This window comes from Alteribacillus sp. YIM 98480 (genome assembly GCF_009765375.1).
Lineage (GTDB): Bacteria > Bacillota > Bacilli > Bacillales > Marinococcaceae > Alteribacillus.
Genome location: NZ_VTOK01000009.1, coordinates 131,619 through 157,272, shown reverse-complemented (window position 1 = coordinate 157,272; position 25,654 = coordinate 131,619). Strand labels below are relative to the sequence as shown.

The window sequence follows — 25,654 nt, the reverse complement described above, 5'->3', positions numbered from 1 at the left end:
ATCTTTTTTTATTTTCGCTATTAACCGCTTTTACATGTTGGCACAACATTTGCAATATAATCTTCCAAACAAAAAAAGGGAGGTTATGCAAACGTGAGTGTTTCCACGATGTGTTTTCCTAGACATGTGTTTTACGGCAAAGATAGTTTACTTAAAACAGGTGAAGAAACAGCAAAATTAGGGAAAAAAGCTCTTATAATCAGTGACCGGATCATGAAAGATCTTGGCTATCTAGAACGCTGTCACCATACACTTGAAGAAGCCGGTATAGGTTATACAGACTATTTAGAAGTTGCTACAGAACCTACGGATATATACGTCTCAGAAGCATTAGCATTATTAAAAAAGAACCAGGCAGATGTCATTATCGCGCTTGGGGGAGGAAGCTGTCTAGACACAGCAAAGGCAGTAGCAGTGTTAGCATCAAACGGGGGAGACATTAGTGAATACATGAACAACAAAAAAACGGCTAGTAAACATCCTTTCCCGCTTATTGCTATTCCAACGACAGCCGGAACTGGGGCAGAAGCAACAGACGTTACCGTAATCACTAATACATCAAACGACGTAAAAATGATGATAAAACAACCAGCATTTATGCCTGAAATTGCAATTGTTGACCCGGCGCTTTCTATGTCTTCTCCAAAAGGGACAACAGCAGCCACTGGTGTGGATGCCCTGACCCATGCATTAGAAGCCTATATTTCAAAAAAAGCGCATCCTTTTTCGGATCAGCTTGCTTTATCAGCAGCCAAGCTGATAATGGATAATATGGAAACGGCATATAACGATGGCTCGAATGAAGAAGCTCGAGAAAATATGGCGCTAGGGGCAATGCAGGCAGGCATGGCATTTTCCAATGCTTCTGTTTGTTTAGTTCATGGTATGTCACGGCCGGTTGGAGCATTGTTTCATGTGCCTCACGGTATATCTAATGCCATGCTTTTGCCGGTCGTACTAGAATACAGCCAGGATTCTTGTACAGGCAGACTGGCAGACGTAGCTCGATTTGTTTTTCCTGATAAAAAAGCGCTCGCAGATAAAGAGGCAGCCAATTATTTAGTAGAAAAAGTACTCTTGATTTGTAAAAATTTAGATATTCCAAATATGAAAGATTGGGGAGTGGATGAAGAACAATATTATTCCCAATTATCTAAAATGGCTGAAGATGCTTTAGAGAGCGGAAGTCCAGCAAATAATCCGAAAGTGCCTGACAAAGAAGAAATTGTAAAGTTATATCACAAAGCGTTTACGTATCAATATCCAAAACACGTCATCAGTCAAACCAATTAATGAGAGGAGAATACGTTATGAAAATACAAACAACAAGAACATTAAAAAATTATATTGATGGTCAATGGGTGGAAGCAGATAACGCGTCATACGAGGTTGTTCCGAATCCGGCAACAGGGGAAGAACTTGCTCGAGTTCCGATATCTACAAAAGCAGATGTCGACCAAGCTGTAAAATCTGCACGAAAAGCTTATAAAACGTGGAAAAAAACCGCGGTCCCTAAACGTGCTCGTATTATGTTCAAATACCAGCAGCTGCTGATGGAAAACTATGAGGAGCTTGCAAAAATTATCACTCAAGAAAACGGTAAATGCTATGATGATGCTTATGGTGAGGTTCAGCGGGGTATTGAATGCGTAGAGTTTGCTGCCGGGACACCGAGCTTAATGATGGGAGATGTTCTCCCAGATATTGCAACGAACATGGAATCTGGTATGTACCGTTATCCTGTCGGAGTAGTGGGCGGCATTACACCGTTTAACTTTCCAATGATGGTTCCGTGCTGGATGTTCCCGCTTGCGATTGCATGCGGTAATACATTTGTTTTAAAACCTTCTGAACGAACTCCGCTATTAGCAGAGAAATTAGCAGAATTGTTAACAAAAGCAGGGCTGCCAGAAGGAGTTTTAAACATTGTTCACGGAGCCCACGATGTGGTGAACGGTTTACTAGAACATGAAGAAGTTGATGCCATATCTTTTGTTGGTTCTCAGCCTGTGGCAGAATATGTATACAAATCAGCTGCGAACCAAGGGAAAAGAGTACAAGCGCTCGCTGGTGCTAAAAACCATTCCATTGTGCTAGGGGACTGTGATCTCGAAAAAACAATTAACGGAATTATAGGAGGTGCCTTCGGAAGTGCAGGGCAGCGCTGTATGGCGACATCGGTCGTTGTAGTGACAGAAGATATTGCTGATGAAGTCGTAGAACGCCTTGGCAAAGCAGCAGATCAGCTGACGTTAGGAAATGGACTCGACGAGAAGGTCAATCTTGGGCCGGTTATTAGGCAATCCCATTTAGATAAAGTGTATGAGGCAATAGAGGAAGGAGAAAAAGAAGGAGCCGAGCTAGCCCGTGATGGCAGAAAAGATGCTGAAAATATGGAAGAAGGCTACTTTTTAGGAGCGACGATATTTGATCATGTGACACCAGATATGAATATTTGGAAAAAAGAAATCTTTGCTCCTGTCCTTTCTATAGTGAGAGTAAAAGATTTAACCGAGGCAATTGAAGTTACAAACAAATCCGAATTCGGCAATGGTTCTGTGCTGTATACATCAAGCGGGTATGCTGTTCGTGAATTTAGAGAGGATATTGAAGTAGGTATGCTAGGTGTAAATGTAAATGTGCCAGCTCCAATGGCATTCTTTCCTTTCTCCGGATGGAAAAATTCGTTTTATGGCGATCTTCATGCCAATGGAAAGGATGGAGTAGAGTTTTACACAAGGAGAAAAATGCTGACATCGCGCTGGTAACGCAGATTTATGATTAATGAGTTTTGATCTGTTTTGAAAACGATAAAGGAGCCGTTCTCAGAAGGGAACGGCTCCTTTAGTTTCCTATGAAGCTTGAAAACTAGTTCGATTGTGATTATATATTCAAGTAATCAAGATTGATTTCAATGATTTCCTCAATTTCTGCTGATCCAAACTCATCCTCTACTTCCCCTTCAAAATTAAGTTGAAGACTATTGGCATCTTCTGAGAATTTAATTTTATAATGACAAATATTTTTTTCTTTTTCCCCTGGCTTGAGTGTTGTTTGTAATAGATCGGTGTTGTTATTTTCCGGTTGTTCCACTGTAACTGCATTTTCAATAATATTGCCTTCTTCATCAAGAACGTAAATATTAATAAAGTTTTGTTTGTGTGTCAATGTCAAATCAGACGTATTATTAGGGTTTTCCACGTAAGGGTGCACATACATAACTGCTTCGTCAGGGTTTGTGTATTTTAACCCAATTTCAACTCGTTCCGTTAACTGTTTATATTCATGACTAAAAATGGGAGTAATGAAAAAATAAGCAGTCCCAGCTACGATTACCAAAATAAATATTGGCAGACTCCATTTTAAATATTTATTGCGATTCATACTCCCAACACCTTTATATGAAAGTCAGCATACAAAAAGTTTATATCTAAATATTATAAAGCAACTCGAAATGGTAAAAAATAGTCCTAATCAAACCGTTATACAGTCGTAATCCTTTTGTCATAAACGTGACGAAACATTAAAATATAAATATTTAAAAATTGGGAGTTGTTACCGTAAAAACCATTCAAGTTAACTTTAGTAGATTCGCTTCTGCAATACATTTGTCATTGGTATTTTAAATAAGAACCTCCTGTTTCTAGCCTGTATCATAAGGACTTAACGGTAAGACTTAGGGCCAGAATTGTTCCATGTGAAACATTTTAGAAGACTTACTATTTTAAAAATTTAGGGAGGCAGGTTAATTTCACTAGGACGAATATCTTTATAGACGTTGTTTCACCTCCCTGGTTGTCCTTTTAGAGGGGAAGTATGGGAAGCTATCATTATTGTGTGAGTTCGTTTTTGAAATCCCAAAAACCGGGGACATTTTCTACTTGAAAAGTAAAGATGCTCTCCATGCATTTTAGTCGAAGAACTTGTCTTAAATCTTCTCTCTCTTTATAAGATGTTTGCTGTAACGATTTTTGAATAAAAGGTTCAAAATGTTCTACTACCTGAGCCAAAGCCTCACTATTATGCTGTCTTGCTTCTAAGGTCAGCTGAAACACGTTATCCATCGTCATCTTCCTTTCTGTTGTCTGGTCGTAAAAAAGAGGAATGAAGCTGTTGAAGAGTAAAAGACATCTGTTCAATCTTTCTTTCGAAACGAAACAATAAATAGAAGGTAACAACTATTGGAAAACCAAAATTTGCAAGCAGCTGAACAAATTCAGTAGCGTTTGTAAAAGCCATCATCATATATTCCTCCTCTGCATAAACGTTCTCATTTTATCAAGAGCCTTTTTACGAGTTTTAAACACCGCTTGTTGACTAACTTGAAGATAGGCCGCAATTTCAGTGTCTTTCCATTCCTGCATATAACTTTTTTCAATAATACTTTTTTGGTAATCGGTAAGTGTTTGATAGGCCAAATATAATTCATCCGTTCCGATAATATCTTCTAAATGTGCTCGATTTTCCTCCAAGTAATAGTCTGTAAGAGAATCCCCGAGACGGACTTGATCAAGCAGATGAGGAGAGTCGTGTTCCAATGAAAGAGGCCTATCAAGAATTAACGGAAATCTTTCATTTGATTTACGGGAAAGCTGATCATACTGTACAGCATGCCAGTGAAGCGTTTTTATAATATAAGAAGTAAGTTTGATACTGCCAAAATGGGAACGGAAGGCCTGGTCCAATGCTTTTTCATTTGACCTATTTGGTTCACAAATGGCGGATATGAATAATTGTTTGTGTTCTTTATACTCGAGAAATTGTTGAAAGACGGAGCTCTGACACAAGTGTGTATTGCTTTTTAAAAAGCGGTCGAGGCGTGGACATATTCCATTTAAATCTGAAAAAGTATTATTCATGTTGTGCCTCCCTTCTGTCCTAGTTACTTTCAATAGATAAATTTTTTGCTTAAAAACAACCATATATACGAACATTTGTTCTTGTATTTTAAACAAATAAGGAAAGAAAATGCAAAAGGTTCTTTGGGAATTTAGAAAAAACATGGTTTATTCCTGATTAATTAGACCTAATTCGACTTCTAGTCACCACGTATGAATGACCGACCTAAATACATGGGAAAGGCATTGTTGTCTTTATACTATTGTCTGTGATCCTAAGCGAAGGGCGGCATTATCTACGTCTTGTATGTTGAATATCTTAGAAAAATTGGCTTACCGCCAAGTACAAATGGCAATATACCTTTGATCTTTTAACCAAGTTAAATATTCCTGACGTACTAGAAAAGCCGTCCTGGTTTAGGACGGCTTTACATAACAACTACGCGGTAGATTTAGCGGTGTTTTTATTTGATTTTTCAGCAACCAAGAAAATGGAGGTGAGAACTAGAATAACTCCAAGCAGCTGCCAAAGGTTAAGTGTGTCTCCAAATATAGTCATACCTACTGTTATAGCGACCACGGGTTCTACCGTAGTTAAAATAGAGGCTCGGCTGGATTCAATATAGGTTAACCCAGAAGTATACAATATGTAACCTAAAACCGTTGCTATGAAGGCAAGACCAAGAGAAGACAAAACAACTTGCATATTGAACAGATTACCCAGATTCTCAGCTAATCCTCCTGCAGGAATCATAAGCAGACTGGCACAAATAAAGGAATAAGCAGTAATTGTCATAGAGGAATAACGGCTGCTTACATATTTTCCAAAAATACTGTATAAGGCATAAAAAAATCCAGATCCTATCCCTGCAGCAATGACAAACCATGAAAGGTTAGTTTGAAATGCGGGGAGAAGTCCTACGGCAAAGGCACAGCCTGTAATGGTAAATAGAAGCGATAGAATTTTACGTTTCGTAAGCCATTCTTTAAACAAAAATCGTGATATAATGGTTACAAATAAGGGGCCTGTATAAAGCAGGACGACTGCAAGGGAAACAGTTGCTTCTTCCATTACCGTAAAATAACACCAATTAAAAAAAACAATACTAATAATTCCTGTTCCAATAAAGAAAGGAAAATCTTTTAATCTAATCTTCAAATAAGAAGGTTTAAAGATGGCGAGATATCCTACAATTAATATGACAGAGAAAATGGCACGGATTGCTACGGTTTGCCAGGGGGTAAAACCAGCATCGTAAAGCACTTGGACGAATATTCCAATCAAACCCCACAAAGCAGCCCCTGCTACTGCACAAATGTATGCTTGTTTGCGTGACATGTTAGCTTCTACTTCCTTTCTGTTATCTCAAAATTATCTTTTCACTTCTTTAGAAAAAGGAAATCTAACAGTAAAAACCCTCCTTGTGGAGGATTGATCCTGTCGGTGCCTTCTAGTAATTTAATAAAGGAAACTTCAATCAATCATGGTGCATCATTTCTGCCAAGTGCAGGCAGAACTAGTATAAGCTCATCTTAAGATGTCCGAGAGATACACTTATAACAAAAATTGGTGGTGGTTCCTTGTCCAACATATTACAACGGTATGATTGGGTGATGCTGATTGCAGCTTTTTTATTAATGATTTTCGGCCTGATTATGGTTTACAGTGCCAGCTTCCCCCTTGGACTGGATATGGCTGATGATGCTTTTTATTTCGTAAAAAGGCAAATGAATTGGTTAGTCATTGGTTTCTTTCTCTTTTTCATTTTACTGCATTTTCCATATCGTTTATATATGAAATTGATCCCTTTCATTGTAGGTCTTTCTGTTATATCATTGATCCTTGTCGTTTTAATGGGAACAAGCGTTAATGGTTCCCAGCGCTGGCTGTCCTTAGGACCGCTCACAGTACAGCCTTCAGAATTTGTGAAAATAGCAGTGATTCTTTACTTAGCCTATGTCTATTCTAAAAAACACGAGTATATTGATCAATTTATTAAAGGAGTGCTTCCGCCTTTAATTATTGTCGTGTTTATTTTTACATTAATCATGCTGCAGCCTGACCTTGGTACAGCAACAACGATTTTGTTAGTGGGAGGTACTGTTGTATTTTTATCTGGAGCACGCTGGCGTCATCTTATTACTTTAGGAGTACTTGCATCTTTGGCAGTAACTTGGCTTGCTTTTCAAGCACCTTACCGAATGCAGCGGCTCGTTGCTTTCAGGGACCCATTTGAATATGAAATGCAAGGAAGCGGTCATCAGTTAATTCAGTCCTATGTAGCGATGGCTCACGGCGGTGTAACAGGGACGGGTTTAGGACAAAGTGTACAAAAAATGCATTTTCTTCCTGAACCGCACACAGACTTCATTTTTGCTGTTATTGCTGAAGAGCTGGGGATATTTGGGATGCTATATATTTTAGCTTGCTTCATTGTTATTGCTTACCGGGGGTTTATTGCTGGGATGAAGTGTAAAAGACTATTTGGTAAACTATTAGCCTTTGGTATCGTGTTTTTTCTATTGTTCCAAGCATTTTTTAATTTAGCGGCTGTCAGCGGACTCATGCCTATTACAGGTATTACACTTCCTTTTGTAAGCTATGGAGGTTCCTCGTTATTAGTTTCTATGATTTCACTTGCCATTCTTGGCAATATTGCTAAAGAAGTAAAACAACAGCAGTTAAAAAATCCAGCAACTAGAAAGGACCAGCCTATAAATGCATAAATGTCAGGCCTCGTTTTTAGGACAAGCTCTAAAAGCGGGGTCCAATTTATAGTTTAAAAAAGCTTAACTTTGTGAAAGAAACAAAGTATATTGCCATAAGGACTTGGAGAGAAGAAGTTTTTCTGCAAAAATTGAAGTCACAGGAAGATAATGATAAGTTGTAATACACGGTAGGTGTATATATATAAAGAAAGGGGCATACAAATGAAAGATCATTCCCATACGAATCATAAAAGCACGGAGCAGCCAAACAAACAACAACTGTTAAATAGATTAAAAAGAATTGAAGGACAAGTGAGAGGAATACACAATATGGTAGAAAACGACCGTTACTGCGTCGATATTTTAAATCAAATCGCTGCGATTCAGTCAGCTATGAACAAAGTATCTTTAGCGCTGGTGGAAGATCATACGAATCACTGTGTAGCAAATGCCATAAAAAACGGCGAGGGGGAAGAATCGATCGAAGAATTGATGGAAGTGATTAAACGAATGATAAAATAAATACAAATTGCTTGACTATACCAATGGGGAGTATTGTATAATTGAGCCATAAAAACCGAGGAGGTGTATGATAAATATGAAAAAAGAAACGTTGAACGTTCAAGGGATGTCTTGCGGTCACTGTGTAAAAACTGTAGAGGGCAGTGTTGGAGAATTAGATGGCGTATCTCATGTGAAAGTGAATTTAGAGCAAGGCACGGTCGACATAGAATATAATACGGAAAAAACATCCCTAGAAGAGATTGTAGAAACGATTGATGATCAGGGGTATGATGTTAAAGAATTTTAGAATCCCTTGCAAGCGGGTTCTATATTTTTTAAAATATAAATACACCGTATGGGTATTTTGGGTATTTGCCCTTGAGAAAAGGAGGGTATGAAATGGCTCAACAAAAAGAAACAACGCTGCAAATTTCAGGAATGACTTGTGCCGCTTGTGCTTCCCGTATTGAAAAAGGGTTAAAAAAAATAGACGGAGTGCATGAAGTCAATGTAAATCTTACGATGGAACGATCTAAAATAAAATACGAACCAGATCAAACGAGTGTAGAGGAATTTGAAAAAAAGATACAAAAGCTTGGTTATGACGTCGTTCATGACAAGACAGAGTTTGATATAAGCGGCATGACCTGTGCGGCTTGTGCAAACAGGGTGGAAAAAAAGCTAAATAACATGGTGGGTGTTTCCGAGGCATCTGTAAATTTTGCGTTGGAAACAGCCTCGGTAGAATACAATCCAGACAATGTTTCACCGCGTGAAATGATAGATGCAATTGATAAAATCGGTTACTCGCTCCAAGAAAAAACCGACGAAAGCCCTTCTCAAAAAGACGAAGCAATACAAAAACAAACAATCAAATTTACTGTTTCTGCTATTCTCTCTGTTCCGCTTTTCTGGACGATGGTGACTCATTTTGAATGGCTGTCTTTTATTTGGATGCCAGAAATTTTGATGAATCCATGGGTTCAATTTGCCCTAGCGACACCCGTTCAATTTATTATCGGCTGGCAATTTTACGAAGGGGCATATAAAGCCCTGCGTAATAAAAGTGCCAATATGGATGTGCTTGTAGCGATGGGCACGTCTGCAGCATATTTCTATAGTATTTATTTAGGGTGGTCATGGCTGAGTAACGGCGGAACCGGTATGCCGGAATTTTATTTTGAAACGTCAGCTATCATCATTACGCTTATTGTACTAGGGAAATTATTTGAAGCTCGGGCCAAAGGGCGAACGTCCCAAGCCATTCAAAAACTGCTTGGTTTGCAGGCAAAAACAGCCGTTGTAAAACGAGATGGAACAGAGCAGGAGATTCCAGTTGAAGAAGTGGTACCAGGCGACATAGTGATTGTTAAGCCTGGTGATAAAATTCCTGTTGATGGAGAAGTGCAAAAAGGCAAATCGGCAGTCGATGAATCCATGTTAACAGGAGAAAGTCTCCCGATCGATAAAGAAAAGGGAGATGAAGTAATCGGGGCAACGATAAACAAAAATGGTGTCTTACAAATCAAAGCTTCAAAAGTTGGAAAAGATATGGCTCTGTCTCAAATCGTTAAAGTAGTAGAAGAAGCCCAAAGTTCTAAAGCTGATATTCAACGACTTGCAGACCGTGTTTCAGGTGTGTTTGTTCCAACCGTAATCGGGATTGCCGTATTAACCTTTATTATTTGGATTACGTTTGTGACACCTGGAGACTTTGGCAGTGCACTGATTCCGATGATTTCCATTCTTGTCATCGCTTGTCCATGTGCTTTAGGGCTGGCGACTCCAACGTCCATTATGGCAGGTTCCGGCCGCTCTGCAGAAATAGGAGTACTTTTTAAAGGCGGAGAGTATCTCGAGAACACCCAAAACATTCAAAGCATTGTCCTTGACAAAACAGGAACCGTGACAAAAGGAGAGCCGTCACTAACTAATGTGCTTCCGGCAAGAGATTGGACAGAAGAGGATCTCCTGCAGCTGGCTGCTTCTCTAGAAAGATCTTCAGAGCACCCTTTAGCTATAGCAATAGTAGAAGGAGCAAAAGCAAAAGGTGTCAACTTGCTCAATGCAAAAGACTTTGAAGCCATACCGGGACATGGTGTTCAGGCAGGTGTAGAAGGCAAAACGGTTCGCATTGGTACTAGAAAATGGCTCGAAAAAGAAGGAGTCAGTTTGAAAGACGCAGAACAAGCACTGCAGACATTTGAACTTGAAGGAAAAACAGCAATGATTGTTGTACATGAAAACACATTTGCAGGAATTATCGCTGTTGCCGACACAGTCAAGGAAACATCAAAAGAAGCCGTCAAGCGATTAAAAGAAGCTGGACTTGAAGTGGTTATGCTGACCGGAGATAATATGCGAACCGCAAACACGATTGCCCGTCACGTGGGTATTGACCGTGTCATTGCGGAAGTTTTGCCAGAGCAAAAAAGTGATGAAATAAAAAAACTCCAAAAGCAAGGCAAAAAAGTGGCGATGGTCGGAGATGGCATCAATGATGCACCGGCTCTGGCGACGGCAGATATTGGCATGGCAATCGGAACAGGTACGGATGTGGCAATTGAGGCTGCGGATATAACGCTTATGCGCGGCGATTTAAACAGTGCGGCAGATGCTGTTTTAATGAGCAGAAGAACCATGAGAAATATTAAGCAAAATTTATTTTTTGCTTTTATTTATAACACCTTAGGTATTCCTATTGCGGCAATTGGATTGCTGGCTCCTTGGGTTGCAGGGGCTGCCATGGCATGTAGCTCCGTATCTGTTGTGTTGAATGCATTGCGTCTTCAAAAGGTAAAACTTTCATAAAGACTGAACCCCTCGTCATCTTAAAAGTGGCGGGGATTTTTTCTGCTTATAACGCTATGACTATTGTTTTAGCAGGTTACTAGAGCGATCGAGCTGGTGCAAGGTCAAACAAGTTTTTCTATGTAATAGAAGGTTACAATAGACAGGGGATAGAATATTGGTAAAGGGGAGGTTTTAGAATGAGGAGGCCAAAAGTGGATATGAAAAAATTAATTAATCATCCAGAACATGTGGTAGACGAAATGCTTGAGGGAATAATAGCAGCCCATCCTGAAAAATTAAAAAGATTATCGGGATTAAATGTGATCGTTAGAAAAGAAGCGCCAATTAAAGGAAAAGTAGGGCTGGTTAGCGGCGGCGGAAGTGGTCATGAACCGGCCCATGCTGGTTTTGTAGAGGAATATATGCTCGATGCAGCCGTCGCTGGTGAAGTGTTCACCTCTCCAACTCCTGATCAGATTCTTGAAGCCATAAAAGCAGTGGATGGCGGTAAAGGAGTATTACTTATTGTGAAAAATTATAGTGGAGACGTAATGAACTTTGATATGGCAGCAGAAATGGCGCAGGCAGAAGGAATAGAAGTGGAGCAAGTCATTGTCAGAGATGACATTGCAGTAGACAACAAAGAAGATCGGCGTGGTGTAGCAGGCACTATTTTTGTACACAAAATCGCCGGCGCAGCTGCATCGGAAGGAAAAAGCTTAAAGGAAGTGTCACAAATAGCCCAAAAAACGGCAGAAAACATCTGGTCCATGGGAGTGTCTCTTAGTCCTTGTATCGTCCCTGCTTCAGGTAAACCTGGTTTTACTCTAAATGATAACGAAATAGAAATCGGTACAGGCATTCACGGGGAACAAGGGATAGAACGTCAATGGTTTAAACAGGCAGACCAGCTGGCAGAGGAGATGATAAATAACTTACTCAATGAAATGGAATTTACTCCAGGGGAGGAAGCAGCTGTGATCACAAATGGTCTCGGATCCACGCCTCTTATGGAGTTGTATATTGTTCATCGAAAAGTGGCAGAGCTTCTTGAAAGGAAACAAATACAACTACAAAAATCTTTTGTTGGCGAGTACATGACATCACTGGAAATGGCAGGCTGCTCTATCACCGTTTTAAAATTAGATGACCAATTGAAATCATACTTAAACTAAACAGCAGGAGGGAGCACTCATGCAGCTTACAGTAGAGGCACTACAACGATGGATTATTAACACAAATGAAAAGATGCAAGAGAACAAAGAATATTTATCAGAGCTTGATCAGGCGATTGGAGACGGAGATCACGGACATAATATGGCAAGAGGTTTTCAAGAAGTGGTAAATAAAATAGAAGATAACAGTTTTGAGGAAGCCGGCAGTCTTTTTAAACAAGTAGCGATGACACTTATTTCAAAGGTAGGAGGCGCAGCAGGACCTCTATATGGGACTGCCTTTTTGAAAGCGTCTGAGCAGTGGAAAGAAAAGACAACGATAGATCAAGAAACTTTCGGGAAGGGAATAGAAGCTGCCATAGCAGGAATAAAAACTCGAGGAAAAGCAAAGGAAGGAGATAAAACAATGCTTGATGTATGGGGGCCCGTCCATACATATGTAACCAATCAGCCGCTGGAGAGAGAAAACCTGAAAAAGACTGCAAAAGAAGCTATGGAGAAAACAAAAGAAATGAAAGCCAAGAAAGGTCGTGCTGCTTATTTTGGTGAAAAGTCAATAGAACACGTTGACCCTGGAGCTTATTCCTCTTATCTTGTTTTTGAAGCATTAGCAGGAAGTATAACAAATGAAGGTGATGCCAATGGCTAAAGTCAGTATTGTTGTTATTTCTCATAGTAAACAGCTGGCAGAAGGCATTGTGGAATTAGTTTCACAAACGAAACAAAAAGACGTAATAGTTGCTGCTGCGGGTGGAACAGAAGAAGAAGAGATCGGTACAAGTGTAGATATTATTACAAAAACGATAAATGAAGTATATAACGAAGCCGGGGTATTGCTTTTATTTGACTTAGGCAGTGCCTTTATGAACGCAGAACTGGCCGCGGAAATGCTGCCTGATATGGAAGGAAGTGTACAAATTGCCGATGCACCAATTGTGGAGGGTACCTATATTGCAGCTGTTGAAGCGGGCTTAGGGTATTCATTAGAAGAAGTTAAAAACGCCGCAGAAAAAGCAAAAACGTGGAAGAAAATGGATGGCTGAAATAGTAAGAAAAGCGCAAGCGCCTTGCTCACGAGCGACAAGTCCTAGAGGGACGGCATATGGAAAGCTGAGCTTTGCTTTCCATTGACGAACCGAAGGAATCTCGAGCGAGTAGGCGCTTGCGCTAGACATGTAAAACGCCAAATATTTATGCTTTCTTACTTTTTTAAAAAAAGCAGTATTTCCTTACTGGATGGCACTAATCCAAGGCCACTGCTTCTAAAACGAATGCAACGCTAAACAAATTGCGTACAAAAAGCTTTGGCTGAAACCAGTTTGAAGAACTGATTCAAATGCTTCACGAACATGAGAACAAGCACCATGCTAAAAAGTTCAAAGATCAGCGGGCGATTTGTTAGTAATTTTTTTGTTCACGAAAAGGGAGGGCTTTCAGCACAAGGAGATAGTAAATACTGAGTGCGCCAAGATCAGCTATCATAATCGTCAGCCCCATAGGGATAGCTGTTGCTTCCCCGGCAACTCCTACCAGCGGAGCGGAAGCCGCGCCTAGTACAAATGGAAGTAAGCCTAGAAGAGCAGAAGCACTTCCTGCACGGTGACCCTGAGTTTCCATCGCTAAAGAAAAACAAGTAGTTGTAACTACACCGACGCATGACACGATAAAGAAAATGGGGATGACAATAAAAAGAAGAGGGGCTTTTATTAGAATCGCTGCCATTAAAAAAATGCTGGCTGTTGTTGTAATGAAAAGCCCTGTCTTCAGGATTTTACTCTCATCTATAACGCCTGCCAGTCTGCCTGTTATTTGACTTCCAATAATTAGTCCTATCCCATTCATCGCAAATAAAATACTGAATATTTGAGGGGAAACTCCATATATTCCCTGGTATACAAACGGAGTGCCGGAAACATATGCAAAAATACCTGCCATGACAAGACCTTGCGTTAAAGCATATCCAGCAAATGTGTTGTCTTTAATTAGATCTCCAAAAGTAAGAATGGTTCTTTTAATGCCTGTATCTGAGCGATTTGTTTGAGAGAGTGTTTCTGGTAAAGCTATAAACACCATTATAAACATAAATAGCCCAATAGCACTGAGAACGGCAAATACACCTTGCCAGTTCACCATGTCTAATATTATTCCGCCTGCAACGGGAGCTAAAATCGGAGCAAGCCCGTTGACGAGCATTAAAAGCGCAAAGAATTTTGTCAGTTCTTTGCCTGTATACATATCGCGAACAACCGCACGAGATATGACAATACCAGCGGATGCAGAAAAACCTTGAATGAATCTTGCAGCTATGAGAACCCAAATAGAAGGAGCAAAAACGCAAAGCATAGAAGCTGCGATATATAAACATAGGGATAGAAGCATGGGGCCTTTTCTGCCTTTCATATCACTTAATGGACCTATTATCAGTTGTCCGCCAGCAAGCCCTAGTAAACATGCTGTTAAGCTCAATTGCACGAGGGATGCGCTCGTTTGAAGGTCTGCTGCAATGGATGGAAAACTTGGCAAATACATGTCAATGGTAAGCGGGCCAAAAGCAGCTAGCGACCCCAGCAAAACAGCCATCCACATTCTACGGCCGGCGCTTATAGGTGATGTGGAAGTTGTAGGTTCCATAAATGTATCAAGCGACCTTTCTTTATACACTGGCACAAAATTATAATATTGAATCGAGTTTTTCTGCATTTTTGCTAAGAAGGAACGCTTCTTATTGTAACTTAAATTCCTGGATATTGATTCTAATATGCTCAGAAAAAATATAAAGAAAACTTGACTAGCGTCAAGCCTTAGATGCAGGCAATTGCCTAGTTGCACTTATACTGATTTCCTCAAAATTTTGACGACGTCGATGATTCATTCACGCTAAAATTTTATACATTCTTATCAGTGTAAAATAAGAAAAAAACCCCCCATAGTATGAGAAAGTACTATGGAGGGTTACAAGTCGTCTCGCTTAATCTAAACGTACCGGCCGTAAATCTTCGGAACCATTTAAATTCGTTAAAAACGCAGTTAATAGGTCAATCGTCTGGTCTATATCCTTTAAACTGGCTGTTTCTACGGGAGCGTGCATGTAACGCAGCGGCAGGGACACAACAGAAATAGGAACTCCTTTTGCTGTTTTTCGCAGCTGGTCAGCATCCGTACCTGTATGTTTTGGAGTGAGTTCATATTGCAGGAGAATTTCTTTATCTTTCGCTGCATTCTCTAATAGTCGATTAGCTTTCCGATTAATTGGTGCTCCTTTGGCCAGGACGGGCCCGCCATCAAGAGTGACATCGGCTGTTTTATCCGTATTGGCCCCTGGGTAGTCTGTCGCAAAGGTTACATCAACCGCAATACCGAGGCTGGGTGAAAGGCCAGCTCCTGCAAAATAAGCACCGCCCATGTTCGTTTCTTCATTGACCGTACTAACTGCGGTGACGCCCACCTGTAAAGTATGCTGGCGAAGACGTCTTAACGTTTCAGCGACGATAAATGCTCCCGTCCGGTTATCGAGCCCGCGTCCGCTGATCCGGTTATTTAAAAGCTGTTCCGGTTCTCGTTTATAAACAGCCGTATCTCCTACAGCAATGTAGTTTTCCAGCTCCTTTTTGCTAGAGGCCCCGCAGTCGATAAACAAATCAGAAAAGCCAAATGAATCTTTGGCACCGCCATGATGCTCTGCTTTCGCACCAATAACACCTGTAATACGTTTGTGGGTTCCTAAAATATCGACCTTCATGCCAAGTGCAGGTTTATGACTGATCCCGCCTAGTTTTTCCACATAAACGTATCCTTTCTCATCAATGGATTTAACGAGAAAACCAATTTCATCGCAATGGCCTGCTAAAAGAACTTGAAAAGGAGCATCAGGCTGCAGGGAAGCCATGGCATTTCCGGCTGTATCTGTTTGCAGCTTGTCTGCGTAGGGTTTTATGTAATCCAGCCACTTGCGTTGAATAGCTTCTTCCATACCAGAAGGGGAGGGGGTGTGCAGCAAATCGAATAAGAACTTTTCAGAAGAAGGGTTCATTTAGTATCTCTCTCCTTTTCTATTTCTTTTGTTCCATTATATAGTTTTTTATACTTTGGGGAAATTATTTTGGGGATGATGGAACAAGAAAAAAAGAGAAAAAGAGAGTAGAAGACACACATCAACGGGACACGTTCTTAATACGCAAAGTTCTTTTAAGAGAATTTAATAAAACAGCCAAAAGGATTCAAAAGCAATTAAATATGCATTGTAAAACTTCTTAAATGATTGATAAATCTTTTTATGGCAAAGTTTTGTAACTGTAAACTCACTTAATATTTAAGCACAATAGAACAAAAAAGTTATAACAGGTAAACATAACAGTTTGTCTTATTACACAAATATCTCTATTGTTTTAGGATGTTGTTTTTATGTGGTTATAAATTTACACTTGACAGAATTTGAATTTTCAGATAATATTATTGAAAACGTTTCCGGTAACGTTTCCGGTAACGTTTCCGGTAACGTTACCAAAATGTTGCCGGTGTTTTAGGAGGACGAGCAATGAAAACCATAAAAGATATTGCCAAAGAACTTGGGGTATCTGTCTCAACAGTATCTAGAGCATTAAATGATAATCCTGATATTAAAAAAGAGACAAAAGAAAAAATATTGGAGGGGATAAAGCGTTTAAATTACACACCGAACGCAAATGCAAGAAGCTTAATCCAAAAAAAGTCTAAAATGGTAGGGTTAATGCTTTCTGATATAACTGATCCTTTCTTCTCTGAGATAGCCTTAGGTATAGAAGAAGTACTATCAGCAGAAGGCTATCAAGTTATTTACGGTAATACATTATTAAATCCAGATAAAGAGAAGGAGGTTTTATCCAGTTTACTTCAGAGAAAAATAGATGGATTAATAATCAAACCCGGCGCCTTGGATGAAGAGCTTTTAAACATAGTAGAACAGTTAGACATCCCCGTAGTTTTTTTAAGAAAGTTAAAGGAGTATGAACAACATTTAAAAGTGTCATCGATAGATGTCAATCATTATGAATCCGCATATAAAGCGGTTGACCACCTTATAAATCTTGGGCATGACAATCTTGGATTTATAGGAATATCAAAAAAAGCCTCTGAAGGAGAAGACAGATTAAAAGGATATATAAATTGTTTGGAAAACCAAAATATAAGTTATTCCGATGACAATATAGTGATAGCTGGAACCAAAATAGAGCATGGAAGAAAGGGAGTTGAGAAATTACTTGAAAAAACCCCTAATTTAACAGCTATTTTTGCAGCGAATGACCTTCTAGCTATTGGAGCATTAGAGTGGCTGGCAGAAAACAATTATAAAGTGCCAGAGGATGTTTCAGTTGTTGGTTTTGAGAATTTAGAGATTTCAAGCTTGCATTGGATTAAATTAACGACAGTTGATCTGCCAAGAAAAGAAATTGGTGTTCAATCTGCCAACATGGTAGTAAACATGTTATCTTCTGAAACTATTAAAAAGGAGGAGGTGGAACTGGATACAACATTAATCATTAGAAAATCAACGGGCAAAGTCAAGTATCTAAACATTAATTAGGAGGAGCCTATGGGTAAGATTAAAATGATGAGACCTAAAAAGTTGCAATCTATAACATTAATGATACTCATATTACTTTGGGTGGCTGGATGTTCTGGCAGTGATGAGGCGAGTGGAAATGATGATTCAGGGGATGGGGTTAACACGATTGAAGTCTCTCTATTACCATTTATTGAACCGGAAGACTTTGAATCTCTTGTGGAGGAGTTCAACTCTTCTCATGATAATGTCCAAGTCGATTTAACGATGTTAGGCTGGTCTGATGGACGCGAACAAATTAAGACTGAGATTACATCAGGTCAAGGACCGGATGTCTTTTACTTAGGAGCTTTAGATGAAGCTTTCACAGAATCAGATACACTAGCATCTGCCGAAGAATTAGGATTCTCCCAAGAGGAATTAGATTTGTTTAACCCGTTAATTGAAGGATATAAAGCAAACGATGAACTCCTGGCATTTCCTCTAGGCTATGAGATGAATATGTTGTTTTACAGAAAGGATATTCTGAAAGAACACGGTTTTGAAGAACCACCTGCAACATGGAAAGAGCTATATAATACAGCTAAAACTATTTCTGAAGCAACAATGAATGGTGGAAGTCCTGAAGTGATGGGACTGCAGATTAATGGTATGGATGAACACCTTAATGCTCTCAACCTCTCCTGGGGTTCCATGTTTGCAGCAGCAGGAGGTGAGTATATCCAGAATAAGGAATCGACTTTAAACTCTCCAGCAGGACAAGAGACATTATCATTTATGAAAAGTTTTTATGAAGACAATATTTCCGTACCAGGTCCAAGTGCAGTGAATGGATTTGGGAATGGGGAAGTAGCAATGTTCTATTTTACTCAGCCTACTGCTGATCAACAAGGCTGGTATGATGATTCAAATATGGCTGATAAGTGGGGAATGGTTCCAATGCCGAAAGGGCCTGAATCTTCTGCAGGCCACTTTGGTGGACATGGGGTTGCTGTTAATGCAAATTCCGAAAAGAAGGAAGCGGCCGGGGAATTTGTTAAGTGGCTTGTTTCTCCAGAGAGAACAAAAATATTTATGGAAAGTGCACATTATGTTTCTCCATTTAATCTGGACAAGGTAGACACGGAGATAAAGGCAGAAATTGATGAAATGATGAGTGAACATTCTGAAGTTTGGGAAGCCCTTAATCAGCAGCTTGATAACAACGTAAATGAAGGAGCTGTTGATTTATTCGTCCAATCCAGGCAAGGGTATACAGAGCGATGGAATGCCCAACCTTCTCATCTTATCCCTGCTATTACAGGGGAGACACCTATTGAAGAAGCCTTGCAAAACATTGATGTCCAGGTTAATCAAGCAATAAATCAGTAAACCTATGTTTCATGTGGGAGATATGGCATTCCCCCGCCATATCTCCTCAACGTAAATAATGAAGAGAAAGGTGGGAAATAGAATGTTGTCACTAAGCAAAAGAAATCAAAATTTAACCGGCTGGCTCTTTTCATTGCCAGCAGTTATCTTCTTAGGCGGTTTCTTCATCTTTCCAATGCTTTATTCCTTATTTATAAGCTTTTTTGATTGGAATTTACTAGGTGACAAAGCTTTTATCGGATTATCTAATTACGATTTTCTACTATTTAAAGACAGTGTTTTTACAACTACTCTGTGGAATACGGTCTATTTTTCACTCTGTTACTTTTTTGGCAGTTTAATATTATCGCTGGGAACAGCACTGATTGTGCAGAAGGCTTTACGAGGTATGCGCATTATCCGAACTGCCATACTCACTCCACTTGTTATTCCAATGGCTATTACCGGTATTATATGGACACTGTTGTATTCTCCCAGCGGGTTCATCAATACTCTCTTAAATATGTTTGGGATTGAAGGACAACAATGGCTTTATGAATCTAGTTTAGCTATGCCTGCTATTATTGTGGTTAGTATTTGGCAGACATTTGGTTTATACGCAATCATCTTCGTCACAGGACTGAACCAAATCCCGAAAGATTTGTACGAAGGGATGGATATAGACGGTGCAGGAGGCTGGAAGAAATTTGTCCATCTTACTCTTCCCTTGCTGCGTCCTACCACGTTTTTTGTTGTCGTACTATTGGTAATCAATTCGTTTAAAGTGTTTGATCAAATATGGGTGATGACTCAAGGGGGCCCAGGTAATGCAACAATGACTTTAGTTGTTTATATGTATCAGAAGATTTTTACTTCTTTTGGGCTTGCTACTGCTTCATCTGTTGCTCTTTTTATCATTGTATTTTGTTTAGTGATATTTCAATATTTCATTATGGGAAGAGAGGATGAAAAAGCATGAAAAGCCTTTCGTTACAGGAAGAGAGGGTGAAAAGTGAGACGGGCACACCAAAGGTAAAAAGCATGAAGAGCCGAAAGCGTCTCAACATCTCTTCCTATATTGCGTACTTAATAATTATTCCAATAACATTATTTGCGATATTTCCTTTTTACATTATGGTAAAAAGTTCGCTCGAACCGCTTGATCAGATTATATCCAGCTTTAATTTTTTTCCTGAAAATTGGTTTTATTTCGAAAACTATAAGAAGGTTTTTTCCGAATATCCAATGGCTAGATGGTTTTTTAACAGTACTCTCGTAGCCACAATGGTAGTTATCGGCAATATAATTTTTTGCCCTCTTGTTGCTTATGCGCTGGCGCGTCTTAAATTCAGAGGCAGAAATCTTCTCTTTTTCTTAGTGCTTGCTACTCTTGTTATTCCTATTCAAGTGTTAGTTGTTCCTTTGTATCTGATGATGGCGCCACTTGGATTACAAAATACGTACGCAGCAGTCATCATGCCTTTGTTAGTCAGTCCTTTCGGAGTTTTTCTATTAAGGCAGGCCTTTTTATCTGTTCCTAAAGAGCTCGAAGAAGCAGCGATCATTGATGGGTGCGGCCGACTTAGAATCCTGTTTTCAGTCATCCTGCCAAATACGTTACCGACACTTTGTACTGTCGCAGCTATTAATTTTATGTGGACTTGGGGCGATTTCATGTGGCCATCCCTTGTATTAACGGATGAACATATGAAGACATTGCCTTTAGGCATTGCATCTTTCCAGACTACTTCTTCATTGGTTCCATGGGATTTAGTAATTAGTGCTTCTGTGGTAGCGGTTTCTCCTATCATTATTCTTTTCTTATTGTTGCAGAAGTTTTTTGTTAAAGGTTTGACAGAGGGTTCTGTAAAAGGTTAATCCATACCTTTTCAAATAAATTGTTAAAGATGAGGTGTAGTATTAATGAAAAATAGAACAGAAACATTTGACGTAGTTGTATGTGGAGGAGGATTGGCAGGATTTTGTGCAGCGGTATCAGCAGCAAGAAATGGGGCAAAGACTGCAATTATCCAGGACCGCCCAGTGTTTGGGGGAAATAGTTCTTCTGAGGTGAGAGTAACTACCCACGGTTCAGCTGCCTTTCATGCTTACGCGAGGGAAACTGGTGTTATTTCTGAACTGCTAATTGAAGAAAGAGCTAGAAACCATGAGGAAATTAATGAAAATGGCTGGACCAACAGTGTGTGGGATATGACCATGTATGATATGGCTATGAATACACCAAATTTAGAAGTTTTCTTAAATACTACTGTGCAAGGAGTGAATAAATCAGAAGATCGTACAATTGAAAGCATTGACTGTTATATACTAAATGCTGAAGTAAACCTCACCGTTCAAGGAAAAGTATTTATTGATTGTACAGGTGATGGAATTGTAGCGGATCAAGCAGGTTGTGAATGGCGGTTAGGAGAGGAAGCACGCGCTGAGTTTAATGAGCCGCATGCTCCTGAAGAAGCAACTGAAAATGTAATGGGAAGTTCCATTCATTTTAAAGCAGTGGACATGGGCAAGCCTGCTCCGTTTAAAGCTCCGAGCTGGATAAAGCATTATGAGGATGCAAGCTTTTTCTATAAACAGGGAAGGCCACTGGAGCATACGGGGCATAAAGAAAATGATCGTTACCGTGGTGGATATTGGTGGATAGAAATTGGCATTCCTTGGGATACAATTTATGAAAACGAAGATATCCGCCATGAATTAACACGGCATACACTAGGCGTATGGGATTGGATTAAAAATAAAGATCCTGAATTAAAAGAAGTGGCAAAAAACTATGCTCTGGAATGGATTGGACAGGTTCCGGGGAAAAGAGAAAGCCGCAGGATTATGGGAAGATACCTCATGACCGAACATGACCCTTTAAATAAAAAAGCGTTTGAAGATGAGGTAGCATTCGGGGGATGGAACGTTGATCTACATACTCCTGGAGGCCTGCTTGCACCTTCAAGTGAACCAGCAGCTATGGAAGGATACAAGACAGTGAGTGACTTCCAAAGAAAAACACTTTGTGGTCCTTATGGTATTCCATTAAATATGATGATCTCAAAAGACTTGGACAACTTAATGATGGCTGGAAGAAATGTAAGCGCTACTCATACTGCTCTTGGAACTGTCAGGGTAATGGGAACCACTGCCATTATGGGACAAGGTGTAGGTACAGCAGCTGCTGTGTCTGTAAACCAGGATGTTAAATTACCTGAAGTAGCTGATCACCATATAAATACGGTAAAACAGCAGTTATTGAGAGATGGCTGTTTCTTATTACACACTAAAAATGAAGATGAAAACGATTTAGCTAGAAAAGCAAAAGTGACCGCAAGCAGTGAAGCAATATGTAAGGGAGTAGGTCCGAATTCACAGGGGGTACACGAAGGGTTAAAGTTTTGGAAAACCCAGCATCAAACATCACCTACAGATCACTTATCAAAGCAGCGTGGCCAATGGATTGCTGTAGGAAGCAATAATATTGATACATTATCTGTATGTCTTTCAAACCACTCTGGGACAACACAAGACGTAGATGCAAAAGTAGTAGTAGTTGAAGATATTTGGGATTATTCGCTGGATGGTGTAAAAGAATTAGCAAGCACAACGTTAGAAGTCACCCCTGGAAAAGAAAAATGGGTAACATGGCCTGTACAGCTTAATGATTCGAATGGTTTACCTAAAAATGGTTATATACGATTAGACCTATTACAAAACAATAATGTAGAGTGGCATCGAGCAGGAAAAATTGAACCAGGGCAAGTTTGTGCTTTTGATATTGGTAAGAGAATGAGACGCTACGACCATGGGATTTCAATGAGTTATAAAGTGGAACCAGCACAAAATTGCTACCCAGCAGAAAATGTTCTAAGTGGTTATACAAGACCGTATCGTTCAACAAACTTGTGGCGGTCGGACGATACATCACCAGATGCACCTTGGCTAGAATTGTCATGGGATAAGCCTGTAACCATTTCAAAGGTTGAGTTAACGTTTCCAGGTAGTATTTTACGTGAGTATCACGCCTATGAAGCATTTTACCGTGATTCCCAATGTGCAAAAGATTATAGTGTAGATGCCTGGGTCGATGGAGAGTGGCAAGAGGCCCTTCGCGTGACTGATAACTATCAGCGCCACCGTCAGCATGATTTAGATGAATCTGTTTATACGAATCGTCTGCGTTTAACAATACATTCAACAAACGGAGATCCATCGGCAGCAGTGTATGAGATCAGATGCTATGAGTAAAAGTTAACATGCTGGAAAATTATCATTCAGTTCATAGTCCAGATTCTAACTAATAGTCAAGTAGCATTCGAACGTAATTCTTTGTAATTTAAAAAGGAGAAGAGACTAAGCCATTCATAAGTGTGCAAAAAGAAACCAGCCTGTTCCTCGCTTTGACGGGCTGGTTGGCATCAAATCTTTGTGTCCACTGGCTTGTATTTAAGGACTGACTGAGAGAAGGCTAAGAAACTGTCTTTCTTAATAATTATTCAAAGTTCGTTTGATTTGTCAATCCGAAACTTTCCAAGTATTAATGGAGGCTCCTAAATGCACGGAATTTCAAAGCGTGCCATTTATGAAAGGCAACTAATTTTAGTTTTCCATAAGTCCGAGAAAAACGCTAGAATAAAAAGACAATAATTTCGGTAAACACAGGTGGTTCGACACCCTACCTATAAGATAGACGTGGTTCTATGGTGACAGTATATGAAGCTTCATGCTCATGCTAACGTTTGGAGCTTTAATTGTAACACTGCTGTCAGAAAAAAATAAATCACCCTGGAGTTAGACCGCTCAGCAGGGTGATTTTCTTACCTTCGTGCCGATCCCTCTTCAAGGGAACCAAGCTATTTGGATCGTAGGTGTTCGCAGCACCTATGGTCTTTTTTAAAAGGTAAGAAAAATAAATATTTGGCGTTTCCTCCACCGCCTACTCGCTCGAGATTCCTTCGGTTCGTCAATGAAAAACAAAGATCAGCTTTCCATATGCCGGTCCTCCATGACTTGTCGCTCGTGAGTAAGGCGCTTGCACTTTTCTTAACAACCAACTAATCCGAGTATACAAAATAAAATTCTCTTCTATTTATAAACAACACATATACTCTAAGAATTCAAATGTTTTATTGATGGTAGTATATTTTACTATCTTAGTCTAGCAAGCAGTAAGCCTTCTAAACAATTATTCTGTTACGAAAGTAAGGACAAAATATCCGTGCGACGATCTCCAAAAATAGTATTTCTGCTTTTCGCTAAAAGCCCTGTAATAAGTGTTGGTTGCAATGTAACCTCCATATAAACTACTAGCTATGGGTAAGATATGGTCCATGTGATAGTCCGGTTGATTTCTCATTACTTGAAAAGCCAAGTTTTTTCAGGGCGCGGAAAAAAGAATGATATGAAGTAGTACTAGCTGTGGTAAGTTCTACTATTAAAATTTAGGGATGTTACGTCCTCCGTCACCACCTTCATGCTCATAAAAGCTTTCAAAGGAGACAAATTATTTCAAGAAAGTGAAATAGTATAAATATAAAATATAAACGTTATAATAAGCGGAGAGGGGCCCCTATTTACAGCATGTATGTTATCTTTCTTCCCGCCAAACGCTGTAGTTCCCACTGTAGTCGTTTTTAACCTGCAGTTAGACATGCACGTAAAAAACTAGGAAGCGTCAGCTCCCTAGTCAAATGCTAATATTATTGTGGAGTTCCTGAAAATTCATCAATATACCAGTCTCCGTCTTGCTTAACTAATATATATTCATAGTAGGTTTCTTGACCGTTTAGTTCATTTTCAGGTTCTGTACCTCCGATGACGACTTTATCGTCTGTTCGCTCTGTAAAATGAGTATTCTCCATCGATCGATATGGCATTGCTTGAGCAAGTTCAGGTCCCCAGTTGTCAAGCTCCTCTTCATAAAATGCTTTCCATCTGTTAGTTGTAATGTCTTCCGTATAATAGGCTAAAAAGGTATCTTTTAATTCTTCAAACGGAGCTTTAGGTTCGTTATCATAAAATTCCTGTTCCCATTGTTCATACATGGTCATTTCAATAGATTCTTCTGCTTCTTCTATACGTTCATCAAAGTAAGTAATGGACGGTGTGTCAGCTGGTTCTTCTTTAAATTTATCATGCAAAGCTCTTGCACAAAAAACAGAAAATTGAGCTCTTGTTGTACTTTCACCAGGTCGGAACGTATTATCTTCAGAGTACCCAGTTGAAATATTCGCACTTGCTATTGATTGAATGTCGTTATAAAAAATATAATCTTCCTCTACATCTTTAAAGCCGATGGAATCACTTCCTGACAACGTAAAAGCACGATTTAAAACAGCTGCCATTTGTCCTCTAGTTAAGTTATCGTTTGGGCTAAACTTTCCGTCATGTCCATTAATAATTCCTTCATCAGAGATAGCTGCAATAGTCTCATACGCATAAGTAGGATTCATCTACGTCTTCAAAAGCAGGAGAAGGTCTGTTATCGGTATCTAATTCAAGGGCTTCAGCAATCATAAGAGCTGCCTGAGATCTTGTTACTTTCTCGCCGGGCTGAAACTCACCGTTTGGATAACCTCCAATAATGTTACGTTCTTCCAAATAGGTAATTTCTTCATTAGCCCAATAATCGCTGTCGATATCTGTAAATCTTTCATTGGCAAAAGCAGCAGCAGAAAAGGAAAAGTAAACACATAAAATCATAAAACTTACTTTTTTCCAATTTTTCATTCTTTTACCCC

24 protein-coding genes and 1 pseudogene are annotated in these 25,654 nt (G+C 39.5%); 15 read left to right on the top strand and 10 right to left on the bottom strand.

What is annotated here, in order from left to right; all coding sequences use genetic code 11:
- Positions 1–108 precede the first annotated feature (108 nt).
- Positions 109–1,293 (top strand): iron-containing alcohol dehydrogenase, encoded by a 1,185-nt coding sequence (locus FZF09_RS13065; RefSeq protein WP_158737120.1) that lies wholly within the window; start codon positions 109–111, stop codon positions 1,291–1,293.
- 17 nt (positions 1,294–1,310) lie between these two features.
- Positions 1,311–2,768: a CoA-acylating methylmalonate-semialdehyde dehydrogenase gene (locus FZF09_RS13060; protein WP_158737044.1), complete on the top strand. Its 1,458-nt coding sequence runs from the start codon at positions 1,311–1,313 to the stop codon at positions 2,766–2,768.
- Between the two features lie 115 nt (positions 2,769–2,883).
- Here the strand turns inward: FZF09_RS13060 and FZF09_RS13055 are convergent, their stop codons facing one another.
- The 5 genes from FZF09_RS13055 to FZF09_RS13035 all read right to left on the bottom strand — a co-directional run bounded on the left by FZF09_RS13055 (position 2,884) and on the right by FZF09_RS13035 (position 6,177).
- Positions 2,884–3,384 (bottom strand): hypothetical protein, encoded by a 501-nt coding sequence (locus FZF09_RS13055; protein ID WP_158737043.1) that lies wholly within the window; start codon positions 3,382–3,384, stop codon positions 2,884–2,886.
- A 446-nt stretch (positions 3,385–3,830) separates the two neighbouring features.
- Positions 3,831–4,064 carry a helix-turn-helix domain-containing protein gene (locus FZF09_RS13050; protein WP_158737042.1) on the bottom strand — a complete coding sequence of 78 codons (234 nt, stop codon included), beginning with the start codon at positions 4,062–4,064 and terminating at the stop codon, positions 3,831–3,833.
- Positions 4,057–4,245, bottom strand: coding sequence for a YvrJ family protein (locus FZF09_RS13045; protein WP_233269494.1), 189 nt, complete (start codon positions 4,243–4,245; stop codon positions 4,057–4,059). Before FZF09_RS13045 ends, FZF09_RS13050 begins: the two co-directional genes overlap by 8 nt.
- Positions 4,242–4,859, bottom strand: coding sequence for a sigma-70 family RNA polymerase sigma factor (locus tag FZF09_RS13040; protein ID WP_158737041.1), 618 nt, complete (start codon positions 4,857–4,859; stop codon positions 4,242–4,244). Before FZF09_RS13040 ends, FZF09_RS13045 begins: the two co-directional genes overlap by 4 nt.
- A gap of 418 nt (positions 4,860–5,277) precedes the next feature.
- A complete protein-coding gene (locus FZF09_RS13035) occupies positions 5,278–6,177 on the bottom strand; it encodes a DMT family transporter (protein ID WP_158737040.1) in 900 nt (299 codons plus the stop codon).
- 242 nt (positions 6,178–6,419) lie between these two features.
- On the opposite strand from FZF09_RS13035, the gene ftsW reads away from it, so the two are divergent.
- The 7 genes from ftsW (at position 6,420) to dhaM (ending at position 13,062) form a co-directional block, all read left to right on the top strand.
- Positions 6,420–7,565: a putative lipid II flippase FtsW gene (gene ftsW / locus FZF09_RS13030; protein WP_233269493.1), complete on the top strand. Its 1,146-nt coding sequence runs from the start codon at positions 6,420–6,422 to the stop codon at positions 7,563–7,565.
- A 204-nt stretch (positions 7,566–7,769) separates the two neighbouring features.
- Complete coding sequence (locus FZF09_RS13025) at positions 7,770–8,069, top strand: metal-sensitive transcriptional regulator (protein WP_158737039.1); 300 nt, start codon at positions 7,770–7,772, stop codon at positions 8,067–8,069.
- Between the two features lie 76 nt (positions 8,070–8,145).
- Positions 8,146–8,358 (top strand): copper chaperone CopZ, encoded by a 213-nt coding sequence (gene copZ / locus FZF09_RS13020; RefSeq protein WP_158737117.1) that lies wholly within the window; start codon positions 8,146–8,148, stop codon positions 8,356–8,358.
- Positions 8,359–8,450: 92 nt separating this feature from the next.
- A complete protein-coding gene (locus FZF09_RS13015) occupies positions 8,451–10,862 on the top strand; it encodes a heavy metal translocating P-type ATPase (RefSeq protein ID WP_158737038.1) in 2,412 nt (803 codons plus the stop codon).
- 200 nt (positions 10,863–11,062) lie between these two features.
- Positions 11,063–12,019 carry a dihydroxyacetone kinase subunit DhaK gene (gene dhaK, locus FZF09_RS13010; protein ID WP_158737116.1) on the top strand — a complete coding sequence of 319 codons (957 nt, stop codon included), beginning with the start codon at positions 11,063–11,065 and terminating at the stop codon, positions 12,017–12,019.
- A gap of 19 nt (positions 12,020–12,038) precedes the next feature.
- Positions 12,039–12,668, top strand: coding sequence for a dihydroxyacetone kinase subunit DhaL (gene dhaL / locus FZF09_RS13005; RefSeq protein ID WP_158737037.1), 630 nt, complete (start codon positions 12,039–12,041; stop codon positions 12,666–12,668).
- Entirely contained in the window at positions 12,646–13,062 is a 417-nt protein-coding gene (gene dhaM, locus FZF09_RS13000) for a dihydroxyacetone kinase phosphoryl donor subunit DhaM (protein ID WP_233269492.1), read from the top strand. The genes dhaL and dhaM overlap by 23 nt, the downstream gene beginning before the upstream one ends.
- Here the strand turns inward: dhaM and FZF09_RS12995 are convergent.
- From FZF09_RS12995 to FZF09_RS12985, 3 genes are all read right to left on the bottom strand, one after another.
- Entirely contained in the window at positions 13,003–13,194 is a 192-nt protein-coding gene (locus tag FZF09_RS12995; protein ID WP_158737036.1) for a hypothetical protein, read from the bottom strand. The two genes, dhaM and FZF09_RS12995, sit on opposite strands and share 60 nt — an antisense overlap.
- Positions 13,195–13,417: 223 nt before the next feature.
- On the bottom strand, positions 13,418–14,650 hold the full coding sequence (locus FZF09_RS12990; RefSeq protein WP_158737035.1) for a multidrug effflux MFS transporter: 1,233 nt from the start codon (positions 14,648–14,650) through the stop codon (positions 13,418–13,420).
- Between the two features lie 337 nt (positions 14,651–14,987).
- Positions 14,988–16,049, bottom strand: a complete 1,062-nt coding sequence (locus FZF09_RS12985) for a M20/M25/M40 family metallo-hydrolase (RefSeq protein WP_158737034.1) — start codon at positions 16,047–16,049, stop codon at positions 14,988–14,990.
- A gap of 504 nt (positions 16,050–16,553) precedes the next feature.
- Between FZF09_RS12985 and FZF09_RS12980 the strand changes: the two genes are divergently transcribed.
- The 6 genes and pseudogenes from FZF09_RS12980 to FZF09_RS23350 all read left to right on the top strand — a co-directional run.
- Positions 16,554–17,579: a LacI family DNA-binding transcriptional regulator gene (locus tag FZF09_RS12980; protein WP_158737033.1), complete on the top strand. Its 1,026-nt coding sequence runs from the start codon at positions 16,554–16,556 to the stop codon at positions 17,577–17,579.
- 9 nt (positions 17,580–17,588) lie between these two features.
- The gene (locus tag FZF09_RS12975; protein ID WP_158737032.1) at positions 17,589–18,929 is read left to right on the top strand and encodes an ABC transporter substrate-binding protein; all 1,341 of its coding nucleotides are present in this window, start codon (positions 17,589–17,591) and stop codon (positions 18,927–18,929) included.
- A gap of 82 nt (positions 18,930–19,011) precedes the next feature.
- Positions 19,012–19,887, top strand: coding sequence for a carbohydrate ABC transporter permease (locus tag FZF09_RS12970; protein ID WP_158737031.1), 876 nt, complete (start codon positions 19,012–19,014; stop codon positions 19,885–19,887).
- Entirely contained in the window at positions 19,884–20,786 is a 903-nt protein-coding gene (locus FZF09_RS12965; RefSeq protein ID WP_158737030.1) for a carbohydrate ABC transporter permease, read from the top strand. The genes FZF09_RS12970 and FZF09_RS12965 overlap by 4 nt, the downstream gene beginning before the upstream one ends.
- A gap of 45 nt (positions 20,787–20,831) precedes the next feature.
- On the top strand, positions 20,832–23,162 hold the full coding sequence (locus FZF09_RS12960; protein ID WP_158737029.1) for an FAD-dependent oxidoreductase: 2,331 nt from the start codon (positions 20,832–20,834) through the stop codon (positions 23,160–23,162).
- Positions 23,163–23,634: 472 nt separating this feature from the next.
- Positions 23,635–23,709 (top strand): annotated as a pseudogene (locus tag FZF09_RS23350) (putative holin-like toxin); the annotation flags it as partial.
- A 904-nt stretch (positions 23,710–24,613) separates the two neighbouring features.
- Here the strand turns inward: FZF09_RS23350 and FZF09_RS12955 are convergent.
- A complete protein-coding gene (locus tag FZF09_RS12955) occupies positions 24,614–25,366 on the bottom strand; it encodes an S-layer homology domain-containing protein (protein WP_158737114.1) in 753 nt (250 codons plus the stop codon).
- Positions 25,344–25,643: an S-layer homology domain-containing protein gene (locus tag FZF09_RS12950; RefSeq protein WP_158737028.1), complete on the bottom strand. Its 300-nt coding sequence runs from the start codon at positions 25,641–25,643 to the stop codon at positions 25,344–25,346. The genes FZF09_RS12955 and FZF09_RS12950 overlap by 23 nt, the downstream gene beginning before the upstream one ends.
- Positions 25,644–25,654: the final 11 nt, after the last annotated feature.